The 17,352-nt window shown below is 60.6% G+C and carries 14 protein-coding genes; 7 read left to right on the plus strand and 7 right to left on the minus strand.

The features are described 5' to 3' along the window. Positions 1-100 precede the first annotated feature (100 nt). From J7U39_RS01645 to J7U39_RS01670, 6 genes are read left to right on the plus strand one after another with little or no spacing between them, the layout of a single operon-like run. Positions 101-1,642, plus strand: a complete 1,542-nt coding sequence (locus J7U39_RS01645; RefSeq protein ID WP_210629971.1) for a UbiA family prenyltransferase — start codon at positions 101-103, stop codon at positions 1,640-1,642. A gap of 9 nt (positions 1,643-1,651) precedes the next feature. Then, positions 1,652-2,083 carry a GtrA family protein gene (locus J7U39_RS01650; protein WP_210629972.1) on the plus strand — a complete coding sequence of 144 codons (432 nt, stop codon included), beginning with the start codon at positions 1,652-1,654 and terminating at the stop codon, positions 2,081-2,083. 7 nt (positions 2,084-2,090) lie between these two features. Next, complete coding sequence (locus tag J7U39_RS01655) at positions 2,091-3,413, plus strand: FAD-binding oxidoreductase (RefSeq protein WP_210631565.1); 1,323 nt, start codon at positions 2,091-2,093, stop codon at positions 3,411-3,413. Continuing rightward, complete coding sequence (locus J7U39_RS01660; protein WP_210629973.1) at positions 3,410-4,159, plus strand: SDR family oxidoreductase; 750 nt, start codon at positions 3,410-3,412, stop codon at positions 4,157-4,159. The genes J7U39_RS01655 and J7U39_RS01660 overlap by 4 nt, the downstream gene beginning before the upstream one ends. Next, positions 4,093-5,790, plus strand: a complete 1,698-nt coding sequence (locus J7U39_RS01665) for a hypothetical protein (protein ID WP_247241705.1) — start codon at positions 4,093-4,095, stop codon at positions 5,788-5,790. The genes J7U39_RS01660 and J7U39_RS01665 overlap by 67 nt, the downstream gene beginning before the upstream one ends. 41 nt (positions 5,791-5,831) lie before the next feature. Continuing rightward, positions 5,832-7,355: a hypothetical protein gene (locus J7U39_RS01670; protein WP_247241706.1), complete on the plus strand. Its 1,524-nt coding sequence runs from the start codon at positions 5,832-5,834 to the stop codon at positions 7,353-7,355. Between the two features lie 194 nt (positions 7,356-7,549). Here J7U39_RS01670 and J7U39_RS01675 read toward each other — a convergent pair whose 3' ends face one another. Then, a complete protein-coding gene (locus J7U39_RS01675; protein WP_210629974.1) occupies positions 7,550-8,593 on the minus strand; it encodes a class I SAM-dependent methyltransferase in 1,044 nt (347 codons plus the stop codon). Between the two features lie 257 nt (positions 8,594-8,850). Between J7U39_RS01675 and J7U39_RS01680 the strand changes: the two genes are divergently transcribed. Continuing rightward, positions 8,851-10,824, plus strand: a complete 1,974-nt coding sequence (locus J7U39_RS01680; RefSeq protein WP_210631568.1) for a GGDEF domain-containing phosphodiesterase — start codon at positions 8,851-8,853, stop codon at positions 10,822-10,824. Positions 10,825-10,936: 112 nt separating this feature from the next. Here the strand turns inward: J7U39_RS01680 and J7U39_RS01685 are convergent, their stop codons facing one another. The 6 genes from J7U39_RS01685 to J7U39_RS01710 all read right to left on the minus strand — a co-directional run bounded on the left by J7U39_RS01685 (position 10,937) and on the right by J7U39_RS01710 (position 17,352). Further along, positions 10,937-12,724, minus strand: a complete 1,788-nt coding sequence (locus tag J7U39_RS01685; protein ID WP_210629975.1) for an adenine deaminase C-terminal domain-containing protein — start codon at positions 12,722-12,724, stop codon at positions 10,937-10,939. Further along, entirely contained in the window at positions 12,721-13,641 is a 921-nt protein-coding gene (locus J7U39_RS01690; RefSeq protein ID WP_210629976.1) for a nucleoside hydrolase, read from the minus strand. The genes J7U39_RS01685 and J7U39_RS01690 overlap by 4 nt, the downstream gene beginning before the upstream one ends. 4 nt (positions 13,642-13,645) lie before the next feature. Further along, positions 13,646-14,671, minus strand: coding sequence for an ABC transporter ATP-binding protein (locus J7U39_RS01695; protein ID WP_210629977.1), 1,026 nt, complete (start codon positions 14,669-14,671; stop codon positions 13,646-13,648). Continuing rightward, positions 14,664-15,443 carry an ABC transporter permease gene (locus tag J7U39_RS01700; RefSeq protein ID WP_210629978.1) on the minus strand — a complete coding sequence of 260 codons (780 nt, stop codon included), beginning with the start codon at positions 15,441-15,443 and terminating at the stop codon, positions 14,664-14,666. Before J7U39_RS01700 ends, J7U39_RS01695 begins: the two co-directional genes overlap by 8 nt. Next, a complete protein-coding gene (locus J7U39_RS01705; protein ID WP_210629979.1) occupies positions 15,440-16,267 on the minus strand; it encodes an ABC transporter permease in 828 nt (275 codons plus the stop codon). Before J7U39_RS01705 ends, J7U39_RS01700 begins: the two co-directional genes overlap by 4 nt. A gap of 62 nt (positions 16,268-16,329) precedes the next feature. Beyond that, the gene (locus J7U39_RS01710; protein ID WP_210629980.1) at positions 16,330-17,352 is read right to left on the minus strand and encodes an ABC transporter substrate-binding protein; all 1,023 of its coding nucleotides are present in this window, start codon (positions 17,350-17,352) and stop codon (positions 16,330-16,332) included.

Here is a 17,352-nt window from a genome sequence, read left to right on the forward strand (position 1 = left end):
TTCCCCAGGCGTCAGCACCTCACCCATTTTGGTGATGGAACCAAACTGCTTAGCCGTGGTTCGGCGGGCTTTCACGGTCTCGAAGCATAAGGGAAATCCTTTGAACGAGCTGCACCATGAATTCCAGCTGCGAAGAGATTTTCTGCCGAGAGCCGAGGAGGACGGGTGGCCTCAACCTGGACCCGCGGCATTGCCGGTGGACAGCCCACCGGTCCTGCAAACACCGCTGTCGCCCCGCCCGTTAGTGGTTGATCTCGACGGCACCCTCGTTCGATCGGACCTGCTGATCGAAACTGTCTTCTCGGAGCTTAGCCGTCGGCCCCTTTCCATCGTCGATTTCGTCAGTTCGCTGTCCGCCGGAAAAGCGTGTCTGAAGCACCGCCTTTCTCAACCAGCGGATTTCGACCCGGCTATTCTTCCCTATGACGCGGAAGTGCTGAACGTCATCAAGGCCGCACGGGAGGAGGGACGATCGGTTTACCTCGCTTCTGCAACCCACGAACGCCTGGTTTGCACGGTTGCCGACCACCTTGGCCTTTTCGCCGGCTGGTTTGCAACGAACGAGACGATGAACTGTGTCGGCGAGGCGAAGGCGGCAAAGCTCGTCGCCGCCTTCGGGGAGGGGGGCTTCGACTATATCGGCAATGACCCGGCCGACTTGTCAGTCTGGCGCCACGCCGCAAAGTCCTATGCCATAAGGACATCGGCGGCAGTTGCTCGAGAGCTTTCGCGCCAATGCGACAACGTCGAGCACCTTAGTCACGACAGACCGACATGGCGGATTTGGACGCGCTCGTTGCGGGTGCATCAATACGTCAAGAACGGGTTGGTTTTTATCCCGCTACTGACAAATCAACTCTTTGACCTCCATAGCCTTACGAATGCCGGCCTGGCTCTGGCGGCTTTTTCGCTTTGTGCCTCGGGCGTTTATCTCCTGAACGACTTGGTCGATCTGCAGGACGACCGCCGTCATAAAACCAAATGCCGCAGACCGCTTGCCTGTGGCGAGATCCCGCTGTTGCACGCTCTGTTGGCAATCCCGATCCTGCTTTTGCTGTCGCTTACGGTGGCCGCCATGGTGTCGCCCGTCTTCGTGCTCGTACTCGCGGGTTATTTCGCCTTGACCACCGCCTACTCGTTCTTCCTCAAGCGGAAGATGATCCTGGACGTGGTGGCTCTCGCCTCTCTTTACACCACGCGGGTGATCGGCGGCGCTGCCGCCGTCTCGGTGTGGCCATCTCCCTGGCTGCTTGCCTTCATGATGAGCTGGTTTCTCTCGCTCGCTTTGGTGAAGCGATACACCGAGCTCATTTCACGCCGCGCCGCGCACCTGCCGGATTCCAAGAGCCGCGACTACAGGAAGGCGGATATTGGGATGGTGGGCGCCCTGGCAGCTGGAGCGGGAATGAACGCGCTGACGTTATTTGCCCTCTATGCCGCAAGCGACAGTGCCCAAGACATCTACACCAGGCCAGCCATGCTGTGGTTGGCCGGACCGATCCTTGCCTGCTGGATTGCCCGCATCCTTATGCTCGCCCACCGGGGACAGATGCATGACGATCCAGTCGTCTTCGCGATCAAGGACAAGGTCAGCCTCGTCACGCTCGGCGTCGCCGGCGTACTTGTCATTGCCGCAATGTGAGGTGGCCGAATGGCTCGTCAGTCCTCAGAGCGAAGCACTTCCGCGGGCCTCGCAACCCGCTACCTCGCCTTCGCCATGCTCTCCACCGCCGCCAACTTCGCGGTCCAGGCCACTGTCATGCAGCTGGCGCCGTCGCCGAACCTTATGCCTTCGATGCTCGCAGGGACCGCTGCCGGCTTCGGCTTGAAATATCTCCTCGACAAAAAATGGATATTCTTCGACGGCTACACGTCGCACGGCGACGAGATGCTCAAGGTGGCGCTTTACGGCCTGTTCAGTGTTCTGACGACGCTCATATTCTGGGGGTTTGAAATTACTTTTTGGACGGTGTGGAAGACGGAGCTCGCAAAATACACCGGCGGAGCGCTCGGCTTGGCGATCGGCTATATTTCCAAATACGCGTTGGACCGGAAATTCGTCTTCAAACCAGAGGAGGCGTAACAAACTCATGGAGGGCTGGGGACGCTATCCGCGCCATGAAAGCCAGGCAATCGACTGCAAGCGGCCGGAGGCGCTTGCAGGCACCGTGGCCGCCCGCATGGGACTGATCGGCCGCGGAAATGGGCGTTCATACGGTGACGCGGCGATCGGCGAACACTCCACCCTGATGTGCCGTGGACTGAGCCGAATGCGGAGCTTCGATCCGAACGATGCGACGCTGACCGTGGAAGGGGGCGTAATGCTCTCGGATATTCTGCGCGCTTTTGTTCCGAGAGGCTATTTTCCGCCTGTGGTGCCGGGCACGAAATATGTCACGGTCGGCGGGATGATTGCCTCTGACGTGCACGGCAAGAACCATCATCGCGACGGCGGGTTCGGTGACCATGTCAGCGAGATCAAGCTGGTGGTCGCCAGCGGAGAGACCCTCACCTGTAGCCGCGGGCGCAACGCCGATCTTTTCTTCGCGACGGTCGGTGGTATGGGTATGACCGGGATCATCGCGGAAGCGACTTTCCGTTTGAGACCGATTGAATCCGCCTGGATCGCGCAAAAGACGATCGTCACGGAAAATCTTGGCGAGGCGTTGAAGGCGCTGCAGCAGACCGAGGATGTCACCTATTCGGTCGCCTGGATCGATTGCCTTTCGCAAGGCGCCTCTCTTGGACGCTCGCTGATCTTTGCCGGCGAACACGCGACGCTGGACCAGGTCGGCGGCATGCCGGGCGTAGATCGCTTTGCAGCGAAAAACGCAGGGATGTTTTCACTGCCATTCGATCTGCCGCAATGGGTGCTCAACAAAACAAGCGTAACAGCCTTCAACGAGATCTATTTCCGGGCGGGAGCGCGAAAGGCGGCCAAGACCTCGCTGGTCCACTGGGATAAATACTTCTTTCCACTGGACGGCATCCTCGAATGGAACCGGCTTTATGGCAGGCGGGGCTTTCTGCAGCATCAGTGCGTGGTTCCAGCCGAGGACGCGCTTCCAGTCCTGAGCGGCATGCTCGAGCGTTTTGCGCGTTCGGGAAAAGGCTCCTTTCTTGCCGTTCTGAAGAAGCTAGGGGGCGGAAGCGGGCTGCTGTCCTTTCCTGCGCCGGGCTACACGCTGGCACTCGACCTTCCCGTCACGCAGGAGGTGTTCCGGCTGCTCGACGAAATCGATGAGCTGGTTGTCAAGGCAGGAGGGCGGCTCTATCTCGCCAAGGATGCACGACAGTCACGTCACACATTCGAGGCTGGCTACCCTCGGTTGGCTGCGTTCAAGGAGCTACGCAAGGCAACGGGCGCCGATCGTCACTTTAATTCCCGCTTGGCAAAGAGGCTCGGCATATGAAGGGGATCGGCAAGACCCTGCTCCTGATAGGCGGGACATCGGATATCGGTCGCGCGACGGCGCTGATCTATGCCGAGGCGGGATGGGACGTGCTTCTGACCGGACGAAAGCGCTCTGCCGTACAACGCGAGGCCGACGACATCAGCGCGCGGACCGGCGCTAATGTCCTAGTTCACGAACTCGACATCCTCGCTACAAGCCGCTTTGAAGATTTCGTGGGCGCCGTTTCGCCTCTGCCCGACACGGCGGTCTGCGTCGTTGGCGAACTGGGCGAGCAGTCTCGCGCCGAACGGGAACTTGAGCATGCCGCCATGATCATGCGGACGAACTTTGAAGGGCCAGCTTTGCTTCTTGGCCTTCTGGCGGAACGTTTTGCGGCGAGAGGATCCGGAACCATCGTCGGCATTAGTTCCGTCGCCGGCGATCGCGGACGCGCGTCCAACTATGTCTATGGCGCCGGCAAAGCCGGGCTGACCGCCTTCTTGTCCGGCCTGAGGAACCGGCTGTCCGGGTCCGGGGTGCGCGTGCTCACCGTGAAGCCCGGTTTCGTTCGGACACGCATGACGCATGGCATGAAGCTCCCGCCGCTTCTCACCGCCGAACCTCGGGAGGTCGCGCAGAAGATCTTTACTGTCGCCGAGGGAAGCAGAGGCGGGGACGTGGTCTATGTCAGACGAATATGGCGACCGCTGATGACGGCGATCCGGTCAATCCCGGAGCCGATCTTCAAGAGGTTGCGGCTGTGACGGAACCAGGCAATCACGCCGCGTACGCGGCCATCGGAACGGGAGCAGGCGCCAGCAAGCGACCGGCGGCGAGGATACGGCGGCTGCGCGCGGCGGAAGGTTTGATCATCCTGACAGCATTGGTCTCTGCGGCCATGCTTGCCTTGCCGGGAAGGACCATCAACGCCGCCTTTATCAATGACGTGCTGGTCTTTATCGACGGTGCGCACCGCATCACATTCGGTCAGGTGCCGAACCGCGATTTCCACACGGCGCTCGGGCCACTCGTCTTTTATCTTCCGGCGGCTGGATACCAACTGACGGGGAATTTCGGCGCTGCGATACCGGTTGGAATGGCTATCGTTGTCGTCGCCTTCATCCCCGCAATGATCCGCATTCTTGTGTCTCGCCTCAACCCGTCATTGGCGGCCGCGCTCGGCATATTCCTCATTCTCATCCTCGCGGCGCCTATCAATCTCGGCAGTTCCATCTGGTATCCTTCGTTCGCGATGTTCTATAATCGCATCGGTTGGGTCGCGCTCGGCTTGCTGCTGGTGATGTATCTGACGCCGCAGCCCGCGCGCGGGCGCAACGATGCCGCCGATGCTCTTGCCGCTGTCTTTCTTCTGCTCGTCTCATTCTACATCAAGGCGACTTACGGGCTCGCCGGAACCGCCTTTCTCCTTGTCATCCTGTTGGATCGGCAGCAGCGCCGCTGGGTCGTGACTGCCCTGCTGCTGACGGGGCTGGCCATGATCGCCATCGAGTTCTTCTGGCGCGGAACCATTCAGCATATAGAGGATCTGCGGGCGGCGGCGCGTGTCAGCGGCGGCCATGACGTCGCCAGCATCCTGAAGAACCTGCGTGAGAACCTTTCCGACCTCATCGTGTTTGCGGCCTTCGCCTTGGTCGCCATCTGGCAAACCGGCAGCTTCCGCGATTTTCTCTTCTCCGGGTTCTGCATAGGCGCCGGCCTGGCGATCATCAATCAGAACGCCCACAGCTGGGGCATTATCACGCTCTACTGCGGCGCAGTCGCTCTGGTGCAGAAAGCCGCCTGGCCTCAGCAAGGCGATGACGGGAGAAGGACAGGAGGCTTGGCTCTTCCTGCCGGGGCTCTTCCGCTGCTCGCGGCCTTATTCCTGTCGCCGCCGATCGTACATCACGCCGCTGCCCTCATTCTGCATACATCGCTTGCGGCTGAGAAAGCTGGTCAATCGCTCGGGCTGCCACGTTTTGACGATGTTCGGGAAATCGATCCGCCTGGCGGCGAACCTGACTTCATAAGGCGCTATCTCGACGACATCGTAACCGGGGGGGCGCTGCTGCAGGCGTTGCCCGTACTACCCGAACGCGTTTTTGTGCTTGATTTCGTCAATCCATTTTCAGCCGGCCTCGGAATTCGCCCGCCTACCGGTGACTCCGCCTGGTTTCACTGGAACCGCAATATCAACGAGAAGGCCTACATCCCACCGGAAGTGCTCTTTGCGGATGTAAAGATCGTCATGGTGCCTAAAACCGGTATCAACAGCCTGCCCTTGCAGGAGCTGTACGGCCCATTTCTTTCGGCTCGGTTCGAGGTCGTTCAGAAGACATCGGAGTGGACGGTCTACCAGTGGCGTCAGGCGAAGGTGCAAAGCGAGGTGAAGTGACTGTGCAAGCGGGAGACGGCGCATCGCGCCCGGCGTCACGGTTGAGTTGGTCGCAGGCTGTCATCTTCGGCACGGGTTTCGTTCTCGCCTGCCTTCTCGCTCTGCCCGGCCAAACGGCGACGACCAAGTACGTCAACGACCTCTTCGTTTTCCTGGATGGTGCTCATCGCATCGTACATGGCCAGGTGCCGAATGTGGATTTCCATTCGCCACTCGGGCCGCTGACATTTTACATTCCCGCCGCCGGCTATGGCTTGTCGGGCAATATGGGCGGCGCGATGCCGGCTGGAATGGCGATAGTGGTTCTCCTGCTTGCGGCTATCGCCGCGGAAATCGTGGGCAGCCGGATGCATATGGCGTTCGGACTGCCGCTTGCGATCTTCCTGCTCTTGATAGCTGCGGTTCCCGCAAATCCGGGCGAGCGGATAGGGGAGCTGACCTTTGCCATGTTCTACAACCGGATTGGATGGGCGTCGCTGGGCTTACTGCTGGTGATGTATTTGCCTCGCTTGCCGGCCTCCGGGAGTAGCAAGGCCGTCGACGCCGCATGCGCCAGTCTCCTTGTGTTGCTGATGCTCTACACCAAGATCACCTATGGCGTCGTAGGGCTTGGCTTCCTTTTGTTCATGCTTTTCGATCGTCGCCAGATCGGTTGGGTGAGGTTGGCGCTCGGGATGATCGCTTTCAGCGTTATCGCGACTGAAATCATCTGGGGCGGCGGGTTCAACTACCTTGCTGACCTTGGCCTTTCAGCAAAAAACAGCGGCGGCGTTCTCACGTTGACCGCCCTCGGTCACTTGGTACGGAACAATCACGCCGACCTTCTTGTCTATCTGACGGTCGTGCTCGTCGTTCTCAACCTGACGCCGAGTTATCGGCATTTGCTCTTCGTTGCCTTCTGCGGCACAACCGGAATCCTCTTGATCGGGCAGAATTTCCAGACCGTCGGGATTCTGACGTTGGGTGCGGGCGCCGCCGTCATTACGGAAAGCCTCTTTCGCGCCAAGCTGCTCTCCCGATACGGGAAGGCGCGGTTCGCCCTGCCATTACTCCTAGGGTTCCTGTTGTTGCCCTCCGCCGTCTGCAACGCTGCATCGCTCGCAATTCATGCCTATTATGCTGCCGGCGGCCGAGGCAAACCGATCCCGCTGCCGGCGTTTTCTGAGATCGGGCTCGTTGAGATGTGGAGCGCCGGCCAATACGAATACTTCGAGAGATACAACAGGACATTGGCTGACGCTTCGGCTGCCCTGTCGCAACTGATGTCTGCTGACGAGCGCGTCGCGGTTCTCGATTTCGTCAATCCCTTCTCCGCCGGCATGGGGCTGACACCGCCGGTGGGCGACAGCGTGTGGTATCATTGGGGGCGAACTCTTGGACCGGATGATCATCCGGCCGCGGAAGAGATGTTCGCCGACGTTGACCTTATCCTCGATCCGAAATGGCCGATCGAAATCTGGACGGGTAACGGCCTGCGCGACCTTTATGCCCACTATATCGCCCGCCACTATGTGCTGGTGCGGGAGACGGCCGATTGGCGCATTTATCGGAGAAAGGCTTTCTGAGTCGGTGCGGTCTGTTGTTTCAGCTCCGCGATGATTAGGCCGATGAGCATCAGCACGAGCGCCCAGGCGTAAATGGATCCTGCCGTCAGTTGGCCCAAGCTGGGAGCCCCAGCCAGGGCAAAGGCCTAGATCGCCAGCAGCGGGAGCTCCAAACCGCCGGCCGGTCTGTAGCAGCGCGGCCCGGTCGTCGCGACTTACGACAGCCTCCTGATGGTGGCGTAAATAATGTTGCGATTGGCCCCGAACCAGACTGTCTTTTCAACCGTATTTTCCGCCGCACCGGCATTGGCTATACGCCACATGTCGGCATTGGATCGCTGGAGGAGCTCCCAGTTCATGTAGGATTCCATGTATCCGTCATCCGCCATCTCATCGGAGAAGTTGGCAAATAGAAAGACGCCGCCCGGTTTCAGCATTTCCATGCAAATCTGCGTGAGCCGGATTGCCACTTTATCGGCAAGGTAATCGTACAGCCCTGCTGCGTAGATCAGATCGAAGGTGCCAAGCTGATGCTTTCGCGCGAGCAAGCCGCGCACGGATCCGTCGATAGGCTCTACAGAAGTCCCATGGAATTGACTGGCGATCGAGCCAATACTTTGGGGGTCCTGATCAAGAGCAACCCAGCGTTTAAGGCGGCCTTCTGCCAATGCTTTTGATGTCTCCGCCTCCCGGAGGTGGCCGGCGGCGATGGCCAGCACCTCGGTATCCGAACCCGTTCGCGCAGCGGTGTCATCGACGTAGCGGGTCAGGATGTCGCGACGTTCCCTGACCGCTACCGGGCCGGGCGCGTTGATCGTGTATTCAAAGATATCCAGCCCGAGAAGGGTGGATCTGGCCACTTGTTCGGCCACCGCCGGATGGCCATAAATAAAGTCGATAAGACCGGCATCACCGGAATAGCCGCGAGGTTTTTCAAAGGACCAACGAGTGAACGGGCACTGCTGCAGGATCTTTGCCGAGGGATGGGCCTGAATAAATGGGATGAGCTTCTGCCATACAGCAGCACCGAATTTTTGACGGACGTCATGAAGCTGACCAATTAACCACTTGACTGCGCCAGGCAGGTCTTTCCCGGCACCGAACCGCTGCATTGCAATGTTGATGACAATCGCAAACTCAGCTTCTGCAGTTCGCAGCAGGTCCTTTTCATTATCGTGGTGAGGTGAGGGGAACTGATTGCTAACGGACTGCGGTGTAATCAAGCTTTGGCCATCAAGGGAAAAGAGGGGCTGAGCCACGGAAACCTCATTGGGGATAAAGATCTAAACATTGAATAAAATCTTCATCATTCTTTTAAGGTCAAGCGTCAAGGTTGGAACGCGGCCTCAGCGCACGCTTTAATTTTAGAAAATATTAGTGAACCCGACAGATACTCTGCCCGCTTGTGGCTCGGGGGAGCCTTATCGGTTGATGTGGAGTCTGCGCAGGGCTATCCAGCATCAGCCAGCAGTCTGCGTAGGGCAACTGTGGCAATATGTTGGGTGGCAGGGGCATGATGCACGTGTTAGCCGAGACCGCAGTCGCCACAATAAGGCCGATGCTGTCGCCAGAACAGTTGCGCCGTCTTTATAAGCAGAAGAGCGAGAGCGGCCGAAAGACCGCTACGCGCAACGGCCTCTGGATAGCGGTGGCCGCTTACCTTGCATACTCTTTCACCGATTATCTCTTTATTGGCGACGTGGTCCGGTACACGATCGCCGGTCGATTGGCGGTTGGCGCCGGTGCGCTGTGCGTGTTGGAACTCTTGCTCTACTGCAAGGCAAAAGCCGATACGGTCGATATGGCTGCGGCGGTGTCCGTGCTGGCAGCTTATCTTGTCTGGCTTCTCACCGCTCAGATGACCACGGTCACGGACGCCTTTTCATACTATATGGTTTTTGGCTCGATCTTTATGATGAGCGTCAACCTGTTCTTCAGTTTCCGGTTTCCGCTAGCTCTTGCGGCCTCCGTAACGAACATGCTCATCTTCATCGGCGCCCTCTGTTTGTTCGCGCCGATGCTGCTTCTTCATAAGCTGATCCTCGGTGCGTTCTGCATTTCTTGCTTTATTTTTACCTCTTACGTGAACCTTCAACTCAACAGAGAGCGCTATAAAGTCTTCCTGAATGCTCTTGAAGCGAGTTTGCAGCAAGCTGCTGCCGACGAAAGAGGTAGGGCCCTTTTGCATCTCTCGAACACCGACTCGTTGACCGGGCTGGAAAATCGCCGGGCGATTGATCAACGTCTGCGTGACTACTGGCAACGCTGGCAGGACCATAGGGCGCCCTTTGCCGTCCTGCTTATCGATGTCGATTATTTCAAACACTATAACGACTGCTACGGCCATCAAGAAGGTGACCGGTGCCTTGTCGCTGTCTCGCAGCTTCTCCAAAGCGTGGCCTCGTCCTGGGGCTCGATTATCGGGCGATACGGAGGTGAGGAATTCATCGTCATCACGCCAATGCCGAATTCGCAAAGAGCGACCGACCTGGCAGAAGCAATTTGTGCTGACGTCCGAGCGTTGGCCTGGCCACACGAGCACAGGCGGGACGGGACCGCCGTAATCACCGTGAGTGTCGGCGTGTCCTATACGCGGGATGAGACCAAACAGGTCGACAAGGTCGTCCATGAAGCCGATCGCGCGCTTTATGCCGCCAAGGCAACGGGTCGCAACACCCTCGTGGTCTTCGATCCCGAAGACCCGCAGAGTAGCGATGACAGCGAGGATATAGCCGCGACGTTGAAAATTGCGATTGAACACGGGCTTGTCTCACTCGTCTATCAGCCGATCCGCAACATTCAGACAGGCAAGACGGACGGCGTTGAAGCTTTGATGCGTTTGAGGATGTTGGACGGGACGCAGATACCACCTGCTATGTTTATTCCAGTTGCGGAAAGGACAGGTTCGATTGTTGAACTCGGCCGGTGGGCAATCCGCACTGTTTGCCGAGACCTGTTGGCAACCGGCTTGGTGCAAGTTGCCAGCGTCAACGTTTCGCCGATTGAACTTAAACTGCCAGGTTTCGCCAGCTATGTCGCTGCGACGCTCGCAGAATTCGGCGTGACGGGTGCTCGGCTTGCTTTCGAAATTACAGAAGGCGTTGAGCTGGAAATCGACCAGACCGTGGTTCGTTGCATCAGCGACCTGAGAAAGCTAGGCGCTCAAGTCTGGCTGGACGACTTCGGCACAGGGTTTGCCGGGCTCTCGTGGCTTCGCCTCATAGAATTCGACACAGTCAAGATCGATCGATCCTTCCTCCATGATTGCAACACGGAAAAAGGGAAGCGGATGTTGCTTGACATCATCAGCCTGCTGCGCAATCGCGGCGTAAGGATACTCATTGAAGGCGTTGAGACCATTGAACATCAGCGGCTGATGCAGCAGTACGGAATCAACCAGATCCAAGGATATTACATCGGACGGCCCGCGTCGGCAGCTCAGCTTGAATCTGACAACGTGCTGCCGTTCGGCCTGGTCAGGAAGGTTTGATTCCGAATGTCTATTTCGGAATAGGCCATATGTTATGTTGGTCACGGCGGCAGACGCCCGTGGGCGGATGGAGGGCTGCACGGCACTCCCCTCGCTTTGAGATGCGCTCGACCTAGAAAATCTCCAGCACCGGACTTTCCACCACCTTCCCCGTCACCACATCCGCAATCCCCCGGTCCGTTAGGTGCGGACCCGCATTGCAGGCGAGTGTTGCGCCGAAACAGGCCTTGAAGACGCGGTAGGGTGGCTTCCAGTCGACGATTTTGTCCATGGCCTTGCGGATTTCGGCAAAGGCTGAGGCGGTGTCCTTCAGTGAGGCGTCGGTGACGAGGCCGGAGAGCGGGAGCGGCAGGATCGACTGGATTACGCCGTCCTTGGCGACTGCCATGCCGCCGCCGGCTGCTATGACGGCGTTGGCGGCGAGCGCCATGTCGGCCGCATTGCCGCCGAAGACGGTGAGGTTGTGGCTATCATGCGAAACGGTGGTGCAGAAGGCGCCGCGCCATTCGCCCCAGCCGGTGAGAAAGCCGATGCGCGGGGTGCCTCCGGCCTTTCCGTGGCGATGGGCGACGGCGATCATGGCGCTGCCGGCCGGCGGCACGACGAAGCCGTCTTGGACTTCCGTTTCGGCTTCGCCCCATTGCGTGAAGCGCGGACGGTCGATGGTAGCGATGCGGACGCGCGCGCCCTTCGCAGGGACGCGGAAATCATTCTCCGTCAGCGGCGGTAGCTTGATGGAGTTGACGAGCGGCGCCGTATCGAACGGCTGAACGGCCGCCTCCATGCTGCCGTTGCGGGCGACGATGCGGCCGTCTGATATGACGAGGCGTGCTCGGAATTCCGTGAGATCCTCGAAGAGAACGAGATCGGCGCGGCGGCCCGAGGCGACAAGGCCGAGATCGGAACGCTTCAGCCGCTCAGCGGCGTTGAAGGTCGCGGCCCGCAGTGCCCATTCCGGTTTCATGCCGTAGCGCACCAGGCGGCGGGCGACATCGTCGAGGCCGCCGCTTTGGTAGAGTTCATCGGGAAAGACGTCGTCGGTACAGAGCGTAACGGTGGGGGGCAGCTGGCCGAGACCGTTCAGCACCTCGACGAATTCCTGCAAGAGATGATCGTGAGAGCCGCGCAGCTCGATCGTCAGGCCGGCGGAAAGCTTGGCGGCGAGATCGGCGCCGGAGGTGAGTTCGTGGTCCGAGGTGACGCCCGCTGCCATGAAGGCGTTGAGGTCAGCGCCTTCGAGGCCCCGAGCATGGCCGCAGACGAGCTTGCCGGAGGCAAGGCCAGAGTTGACGATAGCGCTCATGCGTGGATCGCCGTCGATGACGCCGCGCATGTTCATGACTTCGGCAACGCCGCCGACAGCGGGTGAACGCAGCATCTCGGCAACGACGGCGGCATCGAAATCGGCGCCGGCAAGTTCCAGGCCCGGTGCAGACGGCACGCAGGAGGGGGCGAGCAGGATCATGCGCAGCGGCAATGCACGTGCCGCCTCGATCGCCCAGCGCACGCCGTCGAGGCCATGGACGTTGCCGAATTCATGCGGATCCCAGACGGCCGTCGTGACACCGCGCGCCAGCACGGCGCTTGCATATTCTGCCGGTGTCACCATCGAGCTTTCGACATGCATGTGCGTATCGATCAGGCCCGGCGTCAGGGTGGCGCCGGTCGCATCGATGATCTCGATGGCATCCGTTCGGCTTGCCGGCGTATGGACGCTTGCGATGAGCGCGCCGACGAGGCCGATATCAGCCTCCCGGATCAGGCCTGTCACCGCATCGAGCAGCCGGCCGCCGGTGATGAGCATATCAAAGGGAGCGTCGCCGCGGGCGGCGGCAACTGCCCGGGCGCGCAATTCGGGATCGTTGAGATCGAAAGGTTCCTGACGAGGAATGGCGTTCATTTGCGGGCCTCGTTGACCAAAGCGGCGAGAATGATGGTACGCGCCTTCTCGACGTCGATATCGGCGGCGAATTGGGCGTTGAAGGTCGCATGCGTGGCGCGGGTCTCGACGACGGTGCGGCCACGGGTGAGGGCGCCCTGCAGTTCGACGTCGATGCGGGCGGGGCGGAAGCTAACGATATCGGGGGCGACGAAAGCCACGGCGGCTGAGGGATCGTAAATTGCCATGCCGGGACGACCACGGCTGGTGCCGATGCCTATATAACCGGCGAACATGTCGGCGATCAGTTCGGCATTGGCGCCGCCGGCACTGCGCACCGGCTCGGCATCTTCGGGCCTTGCAACTATCTTGCGGCAGAGATCGAGATCGACCATACGCAACGGCAGGCCATGGGCGATAACAATTGCCAGCGCCTCGGGATCGGCGAGCGCGTTGAACTCGGCAGAGGCCGTATGGTTGCCCGATGTGACGCCGCCGCCCATCCAGACGATGTCGGTGATGCGCGCGGCAAGATCGGGGCGGGCGAGCGCCACGGCGGCGATATTGGTGAGCGGCCCGAGCGCCAGGATGCGGTGGGGTCCGTCGCCGTCGAGCCAGCGGCAGAGCGCGGTGAAGGCATCGCTCTCGGCACTGGGAGGGGCCTTCGGCAGACTGGTGCCTGACGTCGGAATGCCGGTTTCGCCGAGGATCGCCTGGGCGGTTTCGGGCTTGCCGAGAACAGGTGCTGCACGACCGGTATGGACGGGGAACGTCCAGCCGAAGGCGCTGGCGGCGCCTGCGGCATTCGCCCGCACCTGCGGCAGCGGCGTATTGCCGAAGACCAGCGAGACGCCGTCGATCTGATATTTCGACTGCGCCACCACCAGAATGGCGGCGATGTCGTCGAAGCCCATGTCGGTATCGATCCATGCACCCATGATGTCACCCGAAGCGCTTGAGGTTGGCCGCTCTGGCGACCGGCAGATTGAAGGCGAGCTCACTGCCGATCTCGTGCGGCGGCAAGCTCGCGTCGATTTCAGCCTTTATAGGCCCAAGCGGCGTTTGGAGGAGGTATTCGCGTGTATTGCCGGCGAAAGACGTGCCGCGCACCGTACCTTGGAACGGACCGGAGCCGATGGTCACCGTACGCGGGCGCCAGGCCAGGCCGGCCACAGCCTGGGGCGGCGGTTCGGAGAGTGCTGCGGGGCCGTGCGGCGTCACAAGTTTTCCGTCCTTCAGAGCGAAGACATTTTCGAAGCCGACGAAATCGGCGACGAAGGCGGAGGCGGGATTGTTATAGATCTCCTCCGGCGTGCCGATCTGTTCGATGCCGCCGTTCAGCATCACGACGATGCGGTCGGCGAGGGCCAGGGCTTCCACCTGATCGTGAGTGACGAAGATCATGGTGACGCCGGTCTCCTTCTGCACGCGCTGCAATTCCGCGCGCATTTCGAGACGAAGCCGGGCGTCGAGGTTGGAGAGCGGTTCGTCGAGCAGCAGCACCTTCGGCTCCATCACCATGGATCGCACCATTGCGACGCGCTGCTGCTGGCCGCCGGACAGTTCGGCAGGCTTTCGGCCGGCGAAGCTGGTCAGGCCGACGGATTTCAGGCCGGCGCCGACGCGGGCATCGAGGTTCGCGCCCGAAATGCCCTTGAGGCGCAGGCCGAAGGCGACGTTTTCGTAGACCGTCAGATGCGGGAAAAGCGCGTAGGACTGGAAGACGAGGCCGACCGCGCGTTTGTTGGCGGAGACGCGGGTTATATCGGCGCCGTCGAGGCCAATGCGGCCGGAAGCGGGCTTCAGCAGGCCGGCAATGGCGCGCATCGTTGTCGTCTTGCCGCAGCCGGACGGGCCGAGAAGAGCGACGAGCTCGCCCTTGGCGATCGCAAGGTCGAGATCCCTGACGGCGACCGTATCACCATAGCGAAGCGTCAGCTTGTCGAGTTTGAGATAGGCATCAGACATAACGCGAGAATCCCAGGAAGCGTTCGGCGAGGAAGACGATACCGATCGAGAGGAAAGCGAGAAGGGCGGAGAGCGCCGCGATCGAAGGATCGTAGGTGGTTTCCATATAGCCCAGCATGTCGATCGGCAGTGTCCGCACACCCGGGCCGGAAAGGAAGAGCGAGACCGGCACCTGATTGAAGCTGGTGACGAAGCCGAGGATGAAGGCGGCCAGGATGCCGCCGCGGATATTCGGCATCACCACGCGGAAGAAGGCACCGAGCCTGGAGGAGCCGAGCAGGACGGCTGCTTCCTCGATATCCGCGCGCAGATTGTCGAGGCTCGCCGAAACGACGCGCACGGCATAGGGCAGTACGAGGGCCGCATGGGCAAAGAACAGCGCAAGCGTGATGTTGAAGCCGAAGGGCACGACGAGATAACGCAGCAATGCCAGGCCGACGATGATGCCGGGGACGATGATCGGCAGCGAGACGATGGTGCGGACGGTTTCGGCGGCGGGCATTGGGTAACGCGACAAGGCATAGGCGGCCGGGATGCCGAGGATGAGGGCTGCGAGCGTTCCGAAGACGGCAAGGAACAGCGACATGGCGAAGCTGTCGCGGAAGCTTTCGATGGTGAAGACCTTCATCACCCAGCGCAGCGACAGGCCTTGCGGCGGAAAGGCCAGCGTATCGCCCGCCGAGAGCGAGGCGGCAATGATGATCAGGAACGGGCCGATCAGGAAGATCAGCAGCAGGAGGAGCACGACAGGCGAAAGGAGACGGATGCTCATCTGCGGCTCCTCGCCGTCGCAAGGCGTTTCAGCAGGATGTTGGCGGCAAAGCTCATGACGATCAGGATGAAGGCGATGACGCTTGCCGAGACGAAATCATTGGCGACGGACACCTGCTGATACATCAGCGTTTCGAGCATCAGCACCTTGGAACCGCCGAGGATGGCCGGCGTGATGTAGGCGGTGAGCGAGCCGGTGAAGACGAGCGTGCCGCCGATGACGAGACCCTCGCGCGTCAGCGGCAGGACGACTTTCCAAAAGGCCTGCAACCAGTTGGCGCCGAGCACGCGGGCAGCCGGGATCGCATCCCTCGGGATGTTTTCGAGCGCACTGATCAACGACAGGATCATCAGCGGCAGGAATAGCTGCAGGAGGCCGATGAAGACGGCGGTCTCGGTGAAGAGCAGGCGCAGCGGTTCGGCGCTGAAACCGAGGCCCGTGATCGCCTGGTTGACGATACCGGTGCGGCCGAGAATGACAATCCAGGCATAGGTGCGGGCCACCGGCGAAATCATCAGCGGTAGGGTGATGAGGCCGATCATGCGGCCTTTGCCGTTCGCCGGCAGGTTGACGATGGCAAAGGCTGCGGCGTAGCCGATGACGGCCGAGACGGCGGTGACCTCGAGGGCGAGCCGGAAGGAGCGCAGGAAAACGGTGCGGTTCAGCGTCTCGGAAAAGAAGCCGGTATAGGCCGACAGCGTCCAGGCACCATCGGCGCGGAAACCCTCCGACAGCAGGATTGCGACGGGCAGCAGAAAGACCACCGTCGCAAAGACGGCTGCCGGCAAGGCAAGCGCCAGGGCTTCCGCGCGGTTCTGGAACATGAGACGCCTTTCGAGGAGAGGAGATGGCCCCGGCGAGCGGCCGGGGCGGGTTCATGCGGGCTCTACTGGCCGACCTTCTCGTTCCAGGTCTTCAGCCAACCGGCGCGGTTGTCGAGGGCGATGGCGGAAGGGATCAGTTTGAGGCTCTTGGCCGTTTCCTCGCCATAGGTGAGGTTGCCGGCCGCAGCTTCCGAAAGCTTGACCTCGCTATTGGCGGGGCTGTCGATCAGCTTTTCGGCGAGCTTGGTCTGGATCGCGGTCGAAAGCCAGAAATCCATGAACTGCATGGCGAGATCCTGGTTTTTCGAACCCTTGGTCAACACCAGCACGTTCATGCCGCCGGTCTGCCCCTCCTTCGGCGTTGCCCAGGCGACGGGAAGGTCGAGCTTGGTCAAGCCGGCCCAGGAGAAACGGCCGATGGGGGCTGCCCAGATTTCCTCCTGCTGCATGAGCTGCACGAGCTGCGAGGACTTTTCATAGAAGGTGACGATGTCGTCCTTCTTTTCGCCCAGCGCCTCAATCGGGCCTTGCAGATCAGGCGTATCCTTGCCGAGCGACAGGCCCAGCATATAGAGCGCCGGCGGGCCCTGATTGGTTGTGACGTTCGGGAAGGCGACATGGCCGACATATTCCGGCTTCAGAAGATCGGCCCAGGACTCGATTTTCATCTTGTCGGAACGATAAGCGATCGACGTGGCATAGAAAGTGTACCCGACGCTCATGCCGTCGCCGTTCGGGTCCTTGGCGACGTCGTAGAGCTTGTCGAAATTGGCAAGTTTCGTCGTATCGATCTTGTCGGTCAGTCCGGCGCGCGATGCGGCAAGCGCATCCGCCATCGAAACGGCGGCGAGATCGACCACGGGGTTGGCCTTGTTCGCCTCCATCTTGGCCAACCGCTCGACGCTGTTGCCGGTCTCGACCACCAGCTTGCAGCCGCATTGGGCTTCGAACGGATCATAGACCAGCGTCTTGAAGTCGTCCTGGGCGAAGGCATAGACGGAAATGGTCAGCGTTCGTTCGGCTGCGGAGGCGGCAAACGGCGACAGTGCGGCGAGTGCCGCCGACGCCATGAGAGCTTTTTTCAT

It is taken from the genome of Rhizobium sp. NLR16a (genome assembly GCF_017948245.1).
GTDB lineage: Bacteria > Pseudomonadota > Alphaproteobacteria > Rhizobiales > Rhizobiaceae > Rhizobium.

Excerpts from the sequence above, each read along its gene's own strand:
- J7U39_RS01655 (WP_210631565.1), top strand. The coding sequence starts at position 2,091 with ATGGAGGGCTGGGGACGCTATCCGCGCCATGAAAGCCAGGCAATCGAC.
- J7U39_RS01710 (WP_210629980.1), bottom strand. The coding sequence starts at position 17,352 with ATGAAAAAAGCTCTCATGGCGTCGGCGGCACTCGCCGCACTGTCGCCG.
- J7U39_RS01680 (WP_210631568.1), top strand. The coding sequence starts at position 8,851 with ATGCACGTGTTAGCCGAGACCGCAGTCGCCACAATAAGGCCGATGCTG.
- J7U39_RS01705 (WP_210629979.1), bottom strand. The coding sequence starts at position 16,267 with ATGTTCCAGAACCGCGCGGAAGCCCTGGCGCTTGCCTTGCCGGCAGCC.
- J7U39_RS01685 (WP_210629975.1), bottom strand. The coding sequence starts at position 12,724 with ATGAACGCCATTCCTCGTCAGGAACCTTTCGATCTCAACGATCCCGAA.
- J7U39_RS01695 (WP_210629977.1), bottom strand. The coding sequence starts at position 14,671 with ATGTCTGATGCCTATCTCAAACTCGACAAGCTGACGCTTCGCTATGGT.
- J7U39_RS01650 (WP_210629972.1), top strand. The coding sequence starts at position 1,652 with ATGGCTCGTCAGTCCTCAGAGCGAAGCACTTCCGCGGGCCTCGCAACC.
- J7U39_RS01690 (WP_210629976.1), bottom strand. The coding sequence starts at position 13,641 with ATGGGTGCATGGATCGATACCGACATGGGCTTCGACGACATCGCCGCC.
- J7U39_RS01700 (WP_210629978.1), bottom strand. The coding sequence starts at position 15,443 with ATGAGCATCCGTCTCCTTTCGCCTGTCGTGCTCCTCCTGCTGCTGATC.
- J7U39_RS01660 (WP_210629973.1), top strand. The coding sequence starts at position 3,410 with ATGAAGGGGATCGGCAAGACCCTGCTCCTGATAGGCGGGACATCGGAT.
- J7U39_RS01665 (WP_247241705.1), top strand. The coding sequence starts at position 4,093 with ATGGCGACCGCTGATGACGGCGATCCGGTCAATCCCGGAGCCGATCTT.